This is a genomic window from Brachybacterium halotolerans (genome assembly GCF_016623465.1).
In the GTDB taxonomy this organism is placed as follows: Bacteria; Actinomycetota; Actinomycetes; order Actinomycetales; family Dermabacteraceae; genus Brachybacterium; species Brachybacterium halotolerans.
This window is the reverse complement of sequence record NZ_JAEDAJ010000001.1, coordinates 558,787-573,816: the sequence shown is the minus strand read 5'-3', so window position 1 is coordinate 573,816 and position 15,030 is coordinate 558,787. Positions and strand designations below refer to the sequence as shown.

The window sequence follows — 15,030 nt, the reverse complement described above, 5'->3', positions numbered from 1 at the left end:
TCCTTACGCGAGCGCTCCGCAGGAGACGAACCGCACACCGATATCAGGGCGCAGGCACGTCCGCGACGAGGTGGGGACGGCGGCGGATCCCCGTCATCCGGCGTGCTGCAGCCCCGTGCGATGACCGGCGCGCGCCGTCTCCGAACGCTTGGAGAGATCCATGGCGCCCGCCCCGATGAGGGGCTGCGTCCGGGGATCAGGCACGATCACCTGGACCTGGGCTCCGACCGCGCGCAGCTCCTCGACCTGTGCCGAGAGCTGCATGTTCGAGGCGAGGGGATGGCAGGTGCGCCCGCCGAAGGGGGAGAGCACCAGCACGCGCTCCATGCCGCGGGCGAGGTCGGCGTTCTCGTTGCGCCGGTAGCCGCCGTCCAGGAACCAGCGGTCCCCGATCCGGTAGGGGAGTCCGCTCGAGCAGCTCGCCGCGACCGCATCCACGAGCGGGACGCCCGCGTCGCGATCGAAGACGGCGCCCTCGCCGGTCTCGGCGTCGAGCGCCGTGATCCGCAGTAGGATCTCCGGCCATCGGGACGTGGGCAGCCGCCCGCCGACGATGCTCCGCCAGCGCTCGGTCCAGGCGTTCGAGCGAGCGTCCGGGAGGTCCAGCGCCGCGGCGCCCAGGAGTCGCCGCATGTGCGGGGCGTCCTCGGCGGCATCGATGATCCGCTGCGTGCGGGTCAGGTGGTCCACGGGCGGAGCAGCCCGTGGCGCATCCGGCGCGCCGTCCCCGCGCGGGGACGCGGCGCGCGGGCCGTCGGCAGGTGCAGCGGGCGGCGCCTCGAGCACGGCCGCATAGAGCGTGGCGAGGTCTCCGGACGCTGCTTGAGCCGCGGCCGTCGCTCCTGCGGAGGTGCCGACGAGGAGGTTGGCGTCGGCCGCGTCGAGGCCGCCGTCGCGCAGGCCCGCGAGGACGCCGATCAGCCAGGCGTTGCCCGTGGCGCCTCCGCCGCCGAGCACGATGGCCCAGCCGCTCGCCGCCGAGTGATGGGGGAGGGAGGACTCGGGTGCCATCTGATGCTCCTTCGGATCGTCGCCGTCCCTGCCGGGGCCGGGGCCGGTCCGACGGCACGTGCGTCGTCCCGTGCCTGCGCTCCGAGCGCCCCGGCTCAGGGCTCAGGGACGACGTCGAGGGTATCCGGCTCGGCGACGTCGTAGTACAGGCCGAGCAGTCGGCCCTCGGCGGTGAGGCTGACACGGACCATGGCGTCGGCGCGCTCCCGATGCTCCCGCGCGCTGACCAGCGTGACCTGTGCGATCACGCGTGCCTCCGGCCTCCCACGGCCGAGGCAGGCGCCGAAGACCGGCTCGACGCCCGCCAGCACCGGAGCGGCACCGGCCTCGCCCAGCGCGCGACGCATGCGAGGACTCGCGATCGCATCGAGGAGGTCGGCCTCGCCCGCCGCCGCGTGCTCCATCACCTCGACGGCGCGCGCGACAAGCTCTGGGTCGGGGCTCTCCGCCTCGGCGAGCACCCGCTGGGGCGGGGAGGAGAAGCGCTTCTGCGCGGCCTGTCGGGAGATGCCCAGGACGCTGCCGATGTGCGCCCACGAGGTCCCCTCGGCGCGCGCGGCGGCGACGAACCGGTGCAGGGTGCGGTCGGCGGAGGAGACCAGCTGCGCCGCGGCTGCGAGGGACTCCTCCCCGCCCATCTCCCCGCTCCCCAGGGCGCTCGTGCACAGCGACGCGGAGAAGCGCAGCTCCTCGAAGAGCTGCGCCTCCGCATCGGCCCGTCGGGCCGGTGTCTCGGTGCTCACCCCTCGATCCTGCCGGATCCTGGCGCCGACGGTGCGGGCTCCGATGCGAGGGGTGCGGAATCGGAGGCGCCCGACGGGACGGGCGCGGACGGCAGCCCGTGCACGATCGGTCGCCGTGCCCTCCACGGGACCAGGACTGCGGCGGCGATCAGCAGCAGCACGACCCCGACGACTCCGGCCTGCGTGTCGATCAGCGGATTCAGGGCGGCGCCGGTCGCCGTCGTGCTGACGATGCCGATGAGCGTGGAGCCGAGCGAGTTCACCGCCGAGTGCGCCCAGGCCGAGGGGATGGGGCTGCCGCCCGCGCGGTCGGCCAGGCCGCAGAACAGCAGCGACATCGCGATGCACGGGAGGATGAAGAACGGGATCGCGATGAAGCGGGCGACGCCTGGGTAGTTGTACCCGATCGCCATCACCGGCGTGTGCCAGAGCGCCCAGATCACACCCATCACGAGCGCACCGCGCACCCGGCCCAGCGGGCGCAGGGCCGGCCACAGCCAGCCCCTCCAGCCGATCTCCTCGCCGAGCGCGGCGACGGCCGTGACGACCAGGCCGAAGACCAGGTTGATCGCCATGATCAGGACGAAGGCGATGGGAGGGATGTCGGTGCCCGTGAGGTCGGAGATCTGCTGGGTGCCGACGGTCAGCCAGGTGCCGCCGGTGAGATCGCCCGGCACTCCCCGCAGCACCATGACCACCGAGGACAGCAGGATCACGGCCGCGATGGCGACGACGCCGATCACCGACCACGCGAGGATCCCGCGCCAGCGTCCGCGGAAGCGCAGACCCACTCGGGTGCGCCAGTTCGTCCTCTCCACGCCTTTCGCCATGATGATCGAGGCGAGCGCGGGCGCCCACATGCCCACCGCGATCACCAGGGTGAAGAACGGGTTCGCGATGCCGCCGGGCAGGAACCAGAAGGGCGCGGCGAACAGGGCGAAGATGACATAGGTGAGCAGGACGAACAGGCCCACGCGCTTCCACGGCACGCGGTCGAGGACGACCGGCGGGACGATCCGCGGCGCCGGACGCTGCGGCGCTGCGGAGCTCGGAGGGACGGGATGCTCGGGTGCGGGGTTCTGGGCTGCGGTGCTCATGTCCTCGAGGCTCCGCCGCCTTCGACGGGGTGTCAACGTTTGGTGGACACCTCTGGCCGATGGTCGGCGCGGGTCGAGACCAAAGACGGAGGGTCAGCTCTCGCCGGCCTGCCCCAGATCCCGCACCCGCCACACGGTGTCCTGCGCAACGTCGCCCGACGGGTGCGGCTCGATGTGGTCTTCGACGAATCCCTCTCGCGCATAGAAGGCGGCGGCGCGGGTGTTGCCGGCGAAGTGCTCCGTGAGGAGGCGCTCGGTGCCCACCGGCAGTTGCTCGATGATGCTGTCGACGAGGCGGGGTCCGAGCCCATGGCCGCGGGCCTCGGGTGCGAGATAGAGCTTGTAGAGCACATGGTCCCTGCCGTGACGGCCGCGCTCGGCGACGCCCACGATCCGGCCGGCGGCGATCGCGACCACGTGATGCCCCTGGAAGACCGATCGCTCGATGGCATCGCGCGTCCACCAGCGGTCGACCTGGCCCTGCGCGGCGTCCTCGCCGATGATCGGTCCGTAATGGGCGGGGATCACGTCGGCCCCGAAATCGCGGATCGCCTCGACATCGCCTGGAGACGCGGGGCGGATCTCGATCCGATCGGTGGCGACTCCGTCGTGGACGCGCGCGGACCCTGCATCGTGTCCGGCCTCCCTCTGGGGAGGGGTCGCGTCGAGGGAACCGGGCGACGGGGTGATCGGGTGCGAGAAGTCGAGGGTGACTCCGGGGAGCGCCGTGAGGGCGACCGAGGCGGAGCGCTCGCCGAAGTCCATGTCCTGTGGGGCTCGCACCGCTCGCGCCCCGCGGTCGACGGCGGCGGTGAAGGCCCGGTCGACGTCGTCGGCCGTGAGGTGCAGGACGATGCCCGAGGATGTCGCTTCGCCGTCCGCGGGAGCGTTGAGCCACAGCGGTATCCCCGTGGCGGGCGTGAGGGACGCGAACGTGCCGAAGTCGGCCTCGATCTCCCAGTCGAGAATCGAGTGCAGTGCGGCGGCTGCGGCCGAGGGGTCGGTGACGATCAGGGTCAGGGCGCGGATGTCATCGGTCATGGGCTCGCTCTCTGTCTCGTCTGCGGGGTCTCTGATCGGATGCTAGCAATCTATAATACCGACCGGAAGGAAACCCATGGCGCCGCCGCCCCGTCGGCCCTAGCGTTGCGCCATGACCACTTCGTTCGACGAGCTGCTGCGGATCGGCGCGGAGGCCGACGTCTCCGGCTGGGACTTCTCCTGGCTCGACGGCCGCGCGACCGAGGAGCGCCCTCCATGGGGTTACGCGCGACGGCTCGGGGAGCGCCTCGAGAGGGCGACGGCCTCGCTCGACATCCAGACCGGCGGGGGAGAGGTGCTCGCCGGCGCATCGAGGTTTCCCCCGCTCGCGGTCGCCACGGAGTCCTGGCCGCCCAACATCGCGCGGGCCACCGCGCTGCTGCATCCCCGCGGGGTCGCCGTGGTCGCCGACCCCGATGAACCGCCGCTGCCCTTCGCCGACGGAGCCTTCGACCTGGTCACCAGCCGCCACCCGGCCTCGATCCACTGGGACGAGATCGCCCGCGTGCTGCGACCCGGAGGGAGCTACTTCGCCCAGCACGTCGGCCCCGCGAGCGCCTTCGAGCTCATCGAGTTCTTCCTCGGCCCCCTGCCGGAGCAGCGCCGCGGGCGCGATCCCCAGGTCGAGGCCGAGCAGGCCCGAGCCGCCGGTCTCGAGGTCGTCGACCTGCGCACCGCGCGGCTGCGCATCGAGATCTTCGACGTCGCCGCCGTCGTCTATCTTCTGCGCAAGGTGATCTGGTGGGTCCCGGGCTTCACCGTCGACGCCCACCGCGACCGCCTGAGCGATCTGCACGAGCAGATCCGGTCCGACGGCCCCTTCATCGCCCACTCGAGTCGTCACCTCATCGAGGCCCGGAAGCCCCCGCGATCCTCCTCGGAGGATGATGTCGAGAACCGCTCGGCGGCTCCGACCCCCGCATGACGACGGCGGCAGCCCGCCGCCCCGCACAAGGAGGAACCTCATGGCCCGATACCTGCTCCTCAAGCACTACCGCGGCGCCCCCAAGGGCGTGAACGACCATCCGATGGACACGTGGACGCCCGACGAGGTCACGGCGCACGTGCGCTACATGGAGGACTTCATGGACCGGCTGCGCGAGAGCGGCGAGTTCGTCGCCACCGGGGCGCTCGCCGAGGAGGGACTGTGGGTCCGCTACGGCGGCGAGGGGAAGCCGCCCGTCACCGACGGCCCCTTCCCCGAGTCCAAGGACCTCATCGCCGGGGGCATGGTCATCGACGTCGAGAGCCGCGAGCGCGCCATCGAGCTCGCGGCCGAGCTCTCGGCCGAGCCCGGCAAGGACGGGCTGCCGATCCACGAATGGCTCGAGGTGCGTCCCTTCCTCGGCGAGGACTCGCCCGGCGAGGACTGAAGCATCCGCCGTGGGTCCCGAGGGAGGGACGCGCCCGCCGATCGACGACCGGCGAGTCCGAGAGCTGGTCCCCGCGACGATCGCAGCGATGCGTCGTCGCGGGGCCGACTTCGCCGACGCCGAGGACGCCGTCCAGGAGGCACTCGTCCAGGCGCTCGAGCGCTGGCCACGGGAACCGCCGCGCGACCCTGCCGCATGGCTCGTCACCGTCGCGTGGCGACGCCATGTGGACGCCGTGCGCTCCGCCTCCTCCCGCCGCAGGAGGGAGGAGGCGGACCACGCGCTCAGCACGAGGCAGGCGGAGGACCGAGCGCACACGTATCCCGGCGTGACGACGCCCGGTGCCCAGGGCCTCGACGACACCCTCGAGCTCTTCTTCCTGTGCGCCCACCGAGCGCTCAGTCCGTCCGCCGCCGCCGCACTCACCCTCCGCGCGGTCGCCGGACTGACCACGAGACAGATCGCTGCCGCCCACATGGTTCCCGAAGCCACGATGGCCCAGCGCATCAGCCGCGCCAAGCGCACGATCGCCGGACGTCGCCTCGATGAGCCCGGCGACGTCGCCACCGTGGCGCAGGTGCTGTACCTGATCTTCAACGAGGGATACCGGGGCGAGGTCGACCTCGCGTCGGAGGCGATCCGTCTGGCCCGCCAGCTGCACCGCGCCGTGGACCATCCCGAGGCGGCCGGACTGCCTGCGCTCATGCTCCTGCACCATGCGCGGCGTCCCGCCCGGTTCGCCGCGGACGGGGCCCTCGTCCCGCTCGCGGACCAGGACCGCTCGCTGTGGGACGCCCACGGCATCGCCGAGGGCGTGGAAATCCTCCAGTGCGCCCTCTCGCTCGGCTCGCTGGGGCCGTTCCAGGCCCAGGCGGCCATCGCCGCGCTGCATGCGGACGCCCGCACCGTCGAGGAGACCGACTGGGTGCAGATCGCCGGCTGGTACGACGACCTGCTGGCACTCACCGAGAGCCCCGTGGTGGCGCTGAACCGCGCGATCGCCGTGGGGGAGGCCGATGGCGCGCTCGCCGGCCTGGCCGCACTCGCCGAGGTCGCCGAGGACGTGCCCCGCCGCACGGCCGCCGACGCATACATGCACGAGAAGGCGGGGCGGCGCGAGCTCGCCGCAGAGCTCTACGCTCGTGCCGCGGGGATTGCAGGCAGCCTGCCTGAGCGCGAGCACCTGCTGCGCCAGGCCGCCCGCCTCGGCGGCGGTGATGCTCGGGCGACGTCCGACCGATGCACCGCGACGCGCCCTGACGGCGTCGTCTAGGCTCGGCCGCATGACGCAACTCGTGCTGACCGCGATCGGTGAGGATCGCGAAGGACTCGTCTCCGCCCTGGCCCGCGTGGTCGAGACACAGGGAGGGAACTGGCTCGACAGCCAGTTCGCCCGTCTCGCCGGAACCTTCGCGGGCATCGTCCTCGTGGAGATCCAGGAGGAGCGCGCCACGGCGCTCGAGGCCGCCGTGGCGGACCTGCTCTCCGAGGTCGGTTGGAGCATCGAGGTGACCCGCGCGCCGGAGGGCGCGGTCGGTGCACGTGATCGTGCGCCCGGTTCCGCCATGCCGCACGAGCAGCCGCTGCGCGTCCACCTCCTCGGCCAGGACCGACCCGGGATGGTCCATCAGGTCAGCCGCGCGCTGGCCGAGCAGGGCGTGAGCATCGAATCGTTCCGCTCCTGGACGCTGGACGCCCCGGAGGGTGGCGGGGTGCTGTTCGAGGCCGAGGCGCTCGTGCGCCTGCCCGGCGCCGACGGGGAGGCGGGCGACATCGAGATGGTGCGCCGCGTGCTCGAGCCGATCGCGAACGACCTCATGGTCGACCTGGATCTCGAGGACGCCGCCGCGCCGACGGGCGCCTGACCTCGGCGTCGCGCCAGCCGCCCACTCGCGTCAGACGCCCGGTCGCGTCAGCCGCCCGCGAAGGGCGGCAGCACGTCCACGCGATCGCCGTCCACGGGGCCGTCGTCCCGTCGCACCACGCCGTCCACGAGGAACGACCCGTTGGCGAGCACGCGCCGCATGGGCTCTCCGAAGCGCTCGACCAGCCGGGTGCGCAGAGCACCCAGCGTGGGGGCATCGCCCGGATCCCAGGTCTCCTGCTCGGTGCCGGCGGCATCGGCCGCCGCGGCGAAGAAGCGAACGGTGAGCGTGGACATGCGCCCAGTCTAGGAGCCCGAGGGAGACCCGAGGGAGAGCAGACGGCGGCCCTCGACAGCGGGCCCGACCGGACGCACCGCCCGCAGCCGCCCGACCTCCTCTTGCCCCTCGCGCCTACGATGGGCAGCTATGGACCCACTCGCTCATCCTGCTGTGGAGCCGCTGGTCGCGCCGGGGCCACCGCTCACCCCCGAGCAGGCCGAGCGCGCCCGACGCCAGCTCTCCCTGCCCGGGTTCGACGAGACCGCGCAGCGTCGCCTCGCCGCGGCCCGCGTGCTCGTGATCGGCGCGGGAGGGCTCGGCAGCGCGAGCGTCCCCTACCTCGTGGGCGCAGGCGTCGGCACGATCGGCATCGTCGACGACGACGTCGTGGACCTCGTGAACCTGCATCGGCAGGTCGCCCATCGCACGGCGGACGTCGGCCGACCCAAGACCGCGTCGCTCGCCGACGCCGCGCACGCCCTGGATCCGGCGGTGAGAGTCAACGAGCATCGTGTGCGCCTCACCGCCCGGAACGCGCTCGAAGTGCTCTCCGGCTACGACCTCGTGCTCGACGGGAGCGACAACTATCCCACGCGCTATCTCGTCGATGATGCCGCGCGGCTGAGCGGCATCCCGCTCGTGTGGGGAGCGATCCTCCAGCACCACGGGCAGGTCTCCGTCGCCTGGCACGCGCAGGGCCCCGGATACCGCGACCTGTTCCCCGCGCCCCCTGCTCCTGAGGACGTGGTCAGCTGCAGCACGGGCGGCGTGCTGCCCGGTCTGTGCGGCACCATCGGGACGCTGATGGCGACCGAGGCGCTCAAGCTGATCTGCGGGGTGGGCCGGCCCCTGATCGGCCGCGTGCTCGTCTACGACGCGCTCAGCGCCCGCACCCGCGAGATCCCCTTCGCCCGTGATCCGCAGGCCGAGCCGGTGACTGGACTCGTCGACTACGAGCTGTTCTGCGCCGGCCCCGACGCGCCGCCCTCGATCGGGGCCGACGAGCTCGCCGCGCTGCTGCGCGATATGCGGGATGCCCAGGGCGCGGAAGGCGACGCGTCCGAGGACGGCGACCGTGCCGCCGCGGCGCCGCTGATCCTCGACGTGCGCGATCCCGAGGAGGCGGCGCGCCTGAGGATCCCCGGCGCCCGACTGCTGCCGCTCGTCGAGCTCGAGGCGCGCGCCGAGGACGGGGCCGGGGGCGACCTCCTGGCGGGACTCGCCCGGTCCCCGGGCGCGCCGCGGTCGCTCATCGTGCACTGCGAGCGCGACCCGCGCTCGGTGCGCGCGGCGCGCCTGCTCTCCGCGCACGGGGCCGACGACGTCCGTTACCTGCGCGGCGGCATCCAGGAGCTCGCGCGCCTCGCCCCCGAGGTGCTCGAAGGCACCTCCTCGGTCACGAGCACCTCCTCGGTCCTCGAAGGCGACAGGACATGAGCACTGCGGCGGCGATGATCGTGCTCGGCGGCGGCGAGGGCCGGCGTCTGGGCGGCGTCTCCAAGCCCGATCTCGTGCTCGGCGGCCGACGGCTCCTGGACCTGGTGCTCGACGCGGGCTCCGGCTGCGCGCCACGGGTGGTCGTCGCCCCGGACAGCGTGGAGGTGCCGAGCGGCGTGCTGCGCACCCTGGAGGCCCCGCCCGCCGGAGGCCCCGTCGCAGGCATCGCCGCGGGTCTTGCGCTGCTGCGTGCCCACGAGGAGGAGCAGTCCGGTCGCGATCCCGAGGCTGGCGAGCCCGAGGACGGCGCCGCCGACGGACCGAACGACGTGCTCGTCGTCGCGTGCGATCTGCCCGGTGCCGCGGGCTTCATCGGCCCGCTGCGGGCTGCGCGGGCCGAGCAGGTCGGGCATCGGAACCACGGCGGACCGGACGGGCCGACCGGATCGGAAGAAGCGGCTGGTGAGGCCGGGGCGGACGTGCGGACTGACGCGCACTCCGCCTGCGACGGGGTGATCGCCGCGCACGCCGACGGCCGCCGCGAGCTGCTCGCGGTCCTCGCCGATCGCGCCGCGCTCGAGGCGTCGATCCGCGAGGGAGGCGCCCGCGACCGCTCGGTGCGCTCGCTGCTCGCCCCGCTCGCGCTCGAGCCCGTCGTGGTCCCGGAGGTCGCGATGGAGGACGTGGACACCTGGGAGCAGCACGCCGCGTGGGAGCGCCGGGCGCTCTAGGACGCAGGGGAGCGGGGCGCCCTCAGACCGGCTCGGCCCCGAACTCGCCGACGTGGGTGATCGCGAGGACGGGCTCGCCGGCCTCGTCGGTCGCCTCGAGATCGAGCTCGGCCTCGATGCCCCAGTCGTGGTTGCCGTCGGGGTCGTCGATCACCTGACGGATGGTCCAGCGCTTGGACTCCTCGCGGATCTGCAGGAGCTGCGGGGAGCGGGCGGGAGCGTCGATGCCCACGTGGTCGTAGGTGTCGTAGTACTCGTCCAGGGCGTTCGCCCATGCCTTGCGATCCCAGCCGGAGGCGCCGTCGAGCTCGCCCAGGCGCTCCTCGCGCTCGAAGGCGAAGTGCTCCACGCGCTGCCAGAGGGCGGCGCGGACCATCTGGCGCAGCACCTTGGTCTGGGCGGAGAGCCCCCGCGGGGACGTCGGCCGCACCTCGCTCGCGGCATCGGCCTCGTCCTCGGGATGGGTGAGCGCCTCCCACTCGTCGAGCAGGGAGGAGTCGATGCCGCGCACGAGCACGCCCAGCCACTCGATGACGTCCTCGAGCTCGTCGGTGCGGAGGTCCTGGGGGATCGTGCGGCTGAGGGCCCGGAAGGCGTCGGAGAGGTAGCGCAGCACGATGCCCTCGGAGCGCTGCAGGCCGTAGCGCTGCACGAACTCGCTGAAGGTCTGGCCCGTCTCGTACATCTCGCGCACGATCGACTTCGGCGAGAGGTCTCCCTCGCGCACCCACGGCCGGTTCTTCCGGTAGATCTCGAGCGCGGCCTCGAGGTCCTCCTCGAGCGGCTTGGGCCAGGCGACCTCGTCCAGCAGGGCCATGCGCTCGGTGTACTCGACGCCGTCGGCCTTGAGCTCGGCGAGCAGCTCCCCCCGGGCCGCGTTCTGCTGGGCCAGCAGGATCTGCATCGGGTCCTCCAGGATCGCCTCGATGATCGACACGGTGTCCATCGTGAGGGACTCGGAGTCCTCGTCGAGCGAGTCGATGACGGCGATCGCGAAGGGCGCGAGCGGCTGGGTCATCGTGAAGTCCAGCTGCAGGTCCTCGACGAGCGCGATGCGCCGGCCCAGGTGGTCGTCCTTCTCGAGGGTCTCGATGATCTCCGCCTCCCGCAGGCCGCGGAAGATGTCGGCCGCCTGCTTGACCAGTCGCAGCTTCTGGTTGCTCGTCTGATGGGACTCCATGATCAGGTGCCGGGCCGAGGCGACCGCGCTGCCGGGACGGGCGATGAGCGCGAGCTCCATCGACGGGGTGATCTGCAGGTGCGGGCGCAGCGTCTCGGGCGGGGACTCGATCAGCTTGGTCATGTTCTGCTCGGTCCAGTTGATCGCGCCGTCGGGGATGCGCGGCTTGGGCTCCTTCTTGCGCTTCTTCGCGCTGTTGGGCGCCTTGCCGGCCTCCTCCCGCGCCTTCACGCGCGCCTGCTCCTTCGCGAACTCCACGGCCCACTCGGGCGCCTGCACCACGACATGGCCGACGGTGTCGTAGCCCGCGCGGCCCGCGCGCCCGGCGATCTGGTGGAACTCGCGCGCATTGAGCAGTCGCATGCGCTTGCCGTCGAACTTCGCGAGGCCCGTGAGCAGCACGGTGCGGATCGGCACGTTGATGCCGACCCCCAGGGTGTCGGTGCCGCAGATGATCTTCAGCAGGCCCGACTGGGCGAGCCGCTCCACGAGGCGCCGGTACTTCGGGAGCATGCCGGCGTGGTGGACGCCGATGCCCTGGCGCACGAGCTTCGAGAGGGTCTGCCCGAAGCCCTTGGAGAAGCGGAAGTCGCCGATGAGGTCGCGGATCCGCTCCTTCTCCTCGGTGGTCAGGATCTTCGTGCCCATCAGCGCGGTCGCCTGGTCCAGGGCGTCCTTCTGCGTGAAGTTCACGATGTACACCGGGGCGTCGCGGTCCTCGAGGACGGTCTGGATCGTGTCCGGCAGCGCATCGAGCGACCAGCGGAAATCCAGCGGCACGGGCCTGGGGGCGTCGTCGACGACGGTGACCTCCCGGGCCGTGCGCGCCTCGAGGTCCTCGACGAAGAAGGAGACGTCGCCCAGGGTCGCGCTCATGAGCACGAACTGGCACGCGGGCAGCTCGATGAGCGGCACCTGCCAGGCCCAGCCGCGCTGGGAGTCCCCGTAGTAGTGGAACTCGTCCATGACGGCCACGCGCACGTCGGACGTCGGCCCGTCGCGCAGCGCATGGTTCGCGAGGATCTCCGCGGTGCACACGATGATCGGGGCGTCATGGTTCACCGAGGAATCGCCGGTCATCATGCCCACGTTCTCGGCCCCGAACATCGCGACGAGATCGAAGAACTTCTCCGAGACGAGCGCCTTGATCGGCGCCGTGTAGTACGCCTTCTCGCCGCGGGCCATCGCGGCGAAGACCGCCGCGTAGGCGATCGTCGTCTTCCCCGATCCCGTGGGCGTCGCTGCGATCACGTGGTCGCCGGCGGCAATCGCCAGCAGCGCCTCCTCCTGGTGCGGGTACAGAGAGCGGCCCGAGGCCTCCTGGGAGGCGATGAAGCCGTCGACGACCTGCTCCTGATCGGCGGGCGCAGGCGGGAGGAAGGGGGTCAGCGAGGGCATGGGGACAGTCTGCCAGGGGAGGAGTGGGGCCCGGCGCACGCGGCATCACGCCGGGTGCCCCCGGCAGCCCTACCGGTGAGGAGCCGTGCGGCGTCCTCCGATGTCCCGCCGTCAGCCGTGGGCACAGCGACCGAGTACGTTCGAGACAGGTGCCCGACCTCGACTCGGGGTCGACGCCCGTACCCCGCGTTCCGTCCCCACGGAAGGACTCACACCATGACCCCCAAGCGATCCGACGACCCCGCCGCCCGCGAGCGCGAGGAGCACGCGCCCGCCCCCTCCGACTACTGGGACGAGGCGCGACGACACGCCGCGATCCCCGCCGAGATCCGCATCGATCCGGGCTCTCGGAGAACGGATTCCGAGGAATCCGAGAGCGACTGCGACGCCTCCGAGGAATCGCCCGAGTCGTCCAGGGGAAATGCTGATACCGGTCGCGGAGAATCGCTTTGAGGAAACGGGTTTCGGTTCCCGGCGATGCGTCCCGCCTTGTCCGGATCGGACCGGTTGGCGTGACTTTTGTGTGACGCATCACATGGTCTACGGTGGCGCCCGCGGCCCTTCCGGGCCCATCCCGATCCCACCCGAAAGGACCTCCGGTGATCACTCCTCGCACCGTTTCCGAATCCTCCTCGCGGCCCGGCTCCTCGCGTCTGCGCCGTTGCCTTCACCTCGCCGGCGGCGGTCTTTTCGCTGCAGGGCTCGTCATGGGCAGTGCATCGTTCGCCGGCGCCGACCCGGGCGACAACGACTGGGGCGGCGAGAGCCACGCCCCGTCGGTCACCGAGCAGAAGGCGGCCGCGGACTACTGGACCCCCGAGCGCATGGAGAACGCGAAGTCGGCCGACTCGCTCGTCGCCGACAAGGACGTCCCGAGCGGGGACGTCGACTCCTCGGACCCCAGCACCGTGCCCTCCCAGAAGGCCGACCCGGCCGTCCAGAAGTCCGTGCAGAAGCAGGCTGCGACGGACGGGGCCGAGACCGCCGCCGCAGGCGGCACCGACCACATCGGCAAGGTGTTCTTCACGCAGGGCGGCACGGACTACGTGTGCTCCGGCAATGCCGTCTCCTCGGGCAACAAGTCCACCGTCGCGACCGCCGGCCACTGCACCAACGAGGACGGCGCCTGGGCCACGAACTGGACCTTTGTGCCCGGCTACGACCACGGTGACGCCCCCTACGGCAAGTGGACGGCCTCCGACCTCTACTCCACGCAGCAGTGGATCAGCAGCGAGGACATGAACTACGACGCGGCCTTCGCGGTCGTCTCGCCCGAGAGCGGATCGGCGAGCCTCACCGACACCGTGGGCGGCTCGGCCGTGGCCTTCAACGCGGAGCGCGGCCAGCAGTACACCTCGTACGGCTACCCGGCCGCCGCGCCGTTCGACGGCGAGAGCCTCGAGAACTGCCAGGGCACCGCGTTCGACGACACCCTCGGCGACACCGACGACCAGGGCATCGACTGCGACATGACCGGCGGGTCGTCCGGCGGTCCCTGGTTCCTGGGCGGCGATGCCTCGGGCGCGCAGAACTCGGTGAACAGCTTCGGCTACACCAGCCAGGCGAACGTGATGTACGGGCCGTACTTCGGCGACGTCATCCAGTCCACCTACGAGCAGGCCGCGAACTCCTGATCCAGGCCTTCGCGCAGTTCCCCACGGACGGGTCGGCACCTGCGGGTGCCGGCCCGTTCTGCGTGCAGCGGCCGGGAGCGCGGCGATCGGGTGTGCGGCGTCCGCGTCGCGCTCATCGACCCGGCGGGTCTCGTCCTCGCGTGCGCCGTCAGCGGGCCGCGGGCAGCAGCGCGGCGAGCGGCTCGACGTGCGCGAGGATCCGCTCGCGCAGCTCGTCGGCGCCCGCGGCGAGCTCCCGCTGGCGCCGCTGGTACTCGGCTTTGCCGTCGGCTGTCTCGATCGGGACGGTCCCGTAGCCGAGCGGGCGCACGTCGTACGGGCTCGCCTCCATGTCCAGCACGCGGGTCGCGCGGGCGTGCTCGAAGCAGTCGAGGACCAGGTCGGAAGGGACCAGGGGCACGAGTTTCATCGCCCACTTGTACAGGTCCATGCCCACGTGCAGGCAGGCGGGGTTGTCGCGGCGCACCTGCGTCTCGCGCGTGGGCGCCATCGCGTTGCGCGGCACGGCCTCGGGCGTGAAGAAGCGGAACGCGTCCACGTGGGAGCACACGAGGCGCTCGCGCTCGACGACCGCATCGGTCTGCTCCCGCCCCAGTCGCAGCGGCAGGTCCTCGTGGCGCTGCGCCCCCTCGGGCAGGCGGTAGACCATCGCCCACTCGTGCAGCCCGAAGCACGCGAGGTTCGGCCGGCGCTCGCGCAGCGAGGACGAGCGGAGCAGACGGGCCATGAATCCCAGCGCGCCGGCCCTCTCGGCGAGATAGCGGTCGACGTCGGCTCGGCGCAGCATCGACGTGCCGCGGTGCGGGGCCCCGGTGCGCGACGCCGAGTCCGTGGGTGCCGTGTCGCCGGACCGGTCGAGATACCACGAGCGCACCCCGTCATGGACGTCGCCCACCGTCCCGTCGCCCGGCCCCGGGTCCGCCGCCGCGTCGTAGGCGACCTCCCAGCCGGGATGCCAGCGCCGCAGGCGTGCGGGGGAGAACGGGTAGTAGGTGAACAGGAAGTCCTCGACGGGGTGCTTCTCGCCACGTCGGCGACGCTCCCGGTGCTCCGCGGTCAGGGCGTCCGCCCGCTCCTCGTGCGCGCGGCGCAGCCTCCTCGCCTCGTCGGCCGAGAGGACGGCGCGCGGGGCGGGAACGGGGGCCGGGACATCGGCGCTCGCGGCGGGGACGTCGCCGGGTGCGGCGGGGGAGTCGGAGGGCGGAAGAGGCACCCGGCCAGTCTGGCATCCGCCGTTCGCG

Annotated in this window: 15 protein-coding genes; 8 read left to right on the top strand and 7 right to left on the bottom strand. The window is 72.4% G+C overall.

The window, feature by feature from the left end:
• Window positions 1-93 precede the first annotated feature (93 nt).
• From I8D64_RS02625 to I8D64_RS02610, 4 genes are all read right to left on the bottom strand, one after another.
• Window positions 94-1,011, bottom strand: coding sequence for a patatin-like phospholipase family protein (locus I8D64_RS02625; protein ID WP_200500921.1), 918 nt, complete (start codon window positions 1,009-1,011; stop codon window positions 94-96).
• 95 nt (window positions 1,012-1,106) lie between these two features.
• On the bottom strand, window positions 1,107-1,754 hold the full coding sequence (locus tag I8D64_RS02620; protein ID WP_200500920.1) for a hypothetical protein: 648 nt from the start codon (window positions 1,752-1,754) through the stop codon (window positions 1,107-1,109).
• A complete protein-coding gene (locus I8D64_RS02615) occupies window positions 1,751-2,851 on the bottom strand; it encodes a type II CAAX endopeptidase family protein (protein WP_200500919.1) in 1,101 nt (366 codons plus the stop codon). The genes I8D64_RS02620 and I8D64_RS02615 overlap by 4 nt, the downstream gene beginning before the upstream one ends.
• A gap of 93 nt (window positions 2,852-2,944) precedes the next feature.
• Entirely contained in the window at window positions 2,945-3,892 is a 948-nt protein-coding gene (locus tag I8D64_RS02610; protein WP_200500918.1) for a GNAT family N-acetyltransferase, read from the bottom strand.
• 112 nt (window positions 3,893-4,004) lie between these two features.
• Here I8D64_RS02610 and I8D64_RS02605 point away from each other — a divergent pair, with 112 nt between their 5' ends.
• From I8D64_RS02605 to I8D64_RS02590, 4 genes are read left to right on the top strand one after another with little or no spacing between them, the layout of a single operon-like run.
• Entirely contained in the window at window positions 4,005-4,817 is an 813-nt protein-coding gene (locus tag I8D64_RS02605; protein ID WP_200500917.1) for a class I SAM-dependent methyltransferase, read from the top strand.
• A gap of 40 nt (window positions 4,818-4,857) precedes the next feature.
• On the top strand, window positions 4,858-5,265 hold the full coding sequence (locus I8D64_RS02600; protein WP_200500916.1) for a YciI family protein: 408 nt from the start codon (window positions 4,858-4,860) through the stop codon (window positions 5,263-5,265).
• A gap of 40 nt (window positions 5,266-5,305) precedes the next feature.
• A complete protein-coding gene (locus tag I8D64_RS02595) occupies window positions 5,306-6,538 on the top strand; it encodes a sigma-70 family RNA polymerase sigma factor (protein WP_200501257.1) in 1,233 nt (410 codons plus the stop codon).
• 10 nt (window positions 6,539-6,548) lie between these two features.
• A complete protein-coding gene (locus tag I8D64_RS02590) occupies window positions 6,549-7,130 on the top strand; it encodes a glycine cleavage system transcriptional repressor (RefSeq protein WP_200500915.1) in 582 nt (193 codons plus the stop codon).
• A 47-nt stretch (window positions 7,131-7,177) separates the two neighbouring features.
• On the opposite strand, the gene I8D64_RS02585 is transcribed toward I8D64_RS02590, so the two are convergent.
• Complete coding sequence (locus tag I8D64_RS02585; RefSeq protein ID WP_200500914.1) at window positions 7,178-7,426, bottom strand: MoaD/ThiS family protein; 249 nt, start codon at window positions 7,424-7,426, stop codon at window positions 7,178-7,180.
• A gap of 130 nt (window positions 7,427-7,556) precedes the next feature.
• Between I8D64_RS02585 and I8D64_RS02580 the strand changes: the two genes are divergently transcribed.
• Together I8D64_RS02580 and mobA are read left to right on the top strand one after the other, a co-directional pair.
• A complete protein-coding gene (locus I8D64_RS02580) occupies window positions 7,557-8,846 on the top strand; it encodes a ThiF family adenylyltransferase (protein WP_200500913.1) in 1,290 nt (429 codons plus the stop codon).
• Window positions 8,843-9,577, top strand: a complete 735-nt coding sequence (gene mobA / locus I8D64_RS02575; protein WP_200500912.1) for a molybdenum cofactor guanylyltransferase — start codon at window positions 8,843-8,845, stop codon at window positions 9,575-9,577. The genes I8D64_RS02580 and mobA overlap by 4 nt, the downstream gene beginning before the upstream one ends.
• A 22-nt stretch (window positions 9,578-9,599) precedes the next feature.
• Here mobA and I8D64_RS02570 read toward each other — a convergent pair whose 3' ends face one another.
• Entirely contained in the window at window positions 9,600-12,155 is a 2,556-nt protein-coding gene (locus tag I8D64_RS02570) for a DEAD/DEAH box helicase (RefSeq protein WP_200500911.1), read from the bottom strand.
• 216 nt (window positions 12,156-12,371) lie between these two features.
• Here I8D64_RS02570 and I8D64_RS02565 point away from each other — a divergent pair, with 216 nt between their 5' ends.
• Window positions 12,372-12,608, top strand: a complete 237-nt coding sequence (locus tag I8D64_RS02565) for a hypothetical protein (RefSeq protein ID WP_200500910.1) — start codon at window positions 12,372-12,374, stop codon at window positions 12,606-12,608.
• 254 nt (window positions 12,609-12,862) lie between these two features.
• The gene (locus tag I8D64_RS02560) at window positions 12,863-13,789 is read left to right on the top strand and encodes a trypsin-like serine peptidase (protein ID WP_246482639.1); all 927 of its coding nucleotides are present in this window, start codon (window positions 12,863-12,865) and stop codon (window positions 13,787-13,789) included.
• Between the two features lie 148 nt (window positions 13,790-13,937).
• Here I8D64_RS02560 and I8D64_RS02555 read toward each other — a convergent pair whose 3' ends face one another.
• A complete protein-coding gene (locus tag I8D64_RS02555) occupies window positions 13,938-15,002 on the bottom strand; it encodes a 3-methyladenine DNA glycosylase (protein WP_343068402.1) in 1,065 nt (354 codons plus the stop codon).
• Between the last annotated feature and the right edge of the window lie 28 nt (window positions 15,003-15,030).

Excerpts from the sequence above, each read along its gene's own strand:
- I8D64_RS02625 (WP_200500921.1), bottom strand. The coding sequence starts at position 1,011 with ATGGCACCCGAGTCCTCCCTCCCCCATCACTCGGCGGCGAGCGGCTGG.
- I8D64_RS02615 (WP_200500919.1), bottom strand. The coding sequence starts at position 2,851 with ATGAGCACCGCAGCCCAGAACCCCGCACCCGAGCATCCCGTCCCTCCG.
- I8D64_RS02610 (WP_200500918.1), bottom strand. The coding sequence starts at position 3,892 with ATGACCGATGACATCCGCGCCCTGACCCTGATCGTCACCGACCCCTCG.
- I8D64_RS02605 (WP_200500917.1), top strand. The coding sequence starts at position 4,005 with ATGACCACTTCGTTCGACGAGCTGCTGCGGATCGGCGCGGAGGCCGAC.
- I8D64_RS02600 (WP_200500916.1), top strand. The coding sequence starts at position 4,858 with ATGGCCCGATACCTGCTCCTCAAGCACTACCGCGGCGCCCCCAAGGGC.
- I8D64_RS02590 (WP_200500915.1), top strand. The coding sequence starts at position 6,549 with ATGACGCAACTCGTGCTGACCGCGATCGGTGAGGATCGCGAAGGACTC.
- I8D64_RS02585 (WP_200500914.1), bottom strand. The coding sequence starts at position 7,426 with ATGTCCACGCTCACCGTTCGCTTCTTCGCCGCGGCGGCCGATGCCGCC.
- I8D64_RS02580 (WP_200500913.1), top strand. The coding sequence starts at position 7,557 with ATGGACCCACTCGCTCATCCTGCTGTGGAGCCGCTGGTCGCGCCGGGG.
- mobA (WP_200500912.1), top strand. The coding sequence starts at position 8,843 with ATGAGCACTGCGGCGGCGATGATCGTGCTCGGCGGCGGCGAGGGCCGG.
- I8D64_RS02570 (WP_200500911.1), bottom strand. The coding sequence starts at position 12,155 with ATGCCCTCGCTGACCCCCTTCCTCCCGCCTGCGCCCGCCGATCAGGAG.
- I8D64_RS02565 (WP_200500910.1), top strand. The coding sequence starts at position 12,372 with ATGACCCCCAAGCGATCCGACGACCCCGCCGCCCGCGAGCGCGAGGAG.
- I8D64_RS02560 (WP_246482639.1), top strand. The coding sequence starts at position 12,863 with ATGGGCAGTGCATCGTTCGCCGGCGCCGACCCGGGCGACAACGACTGG.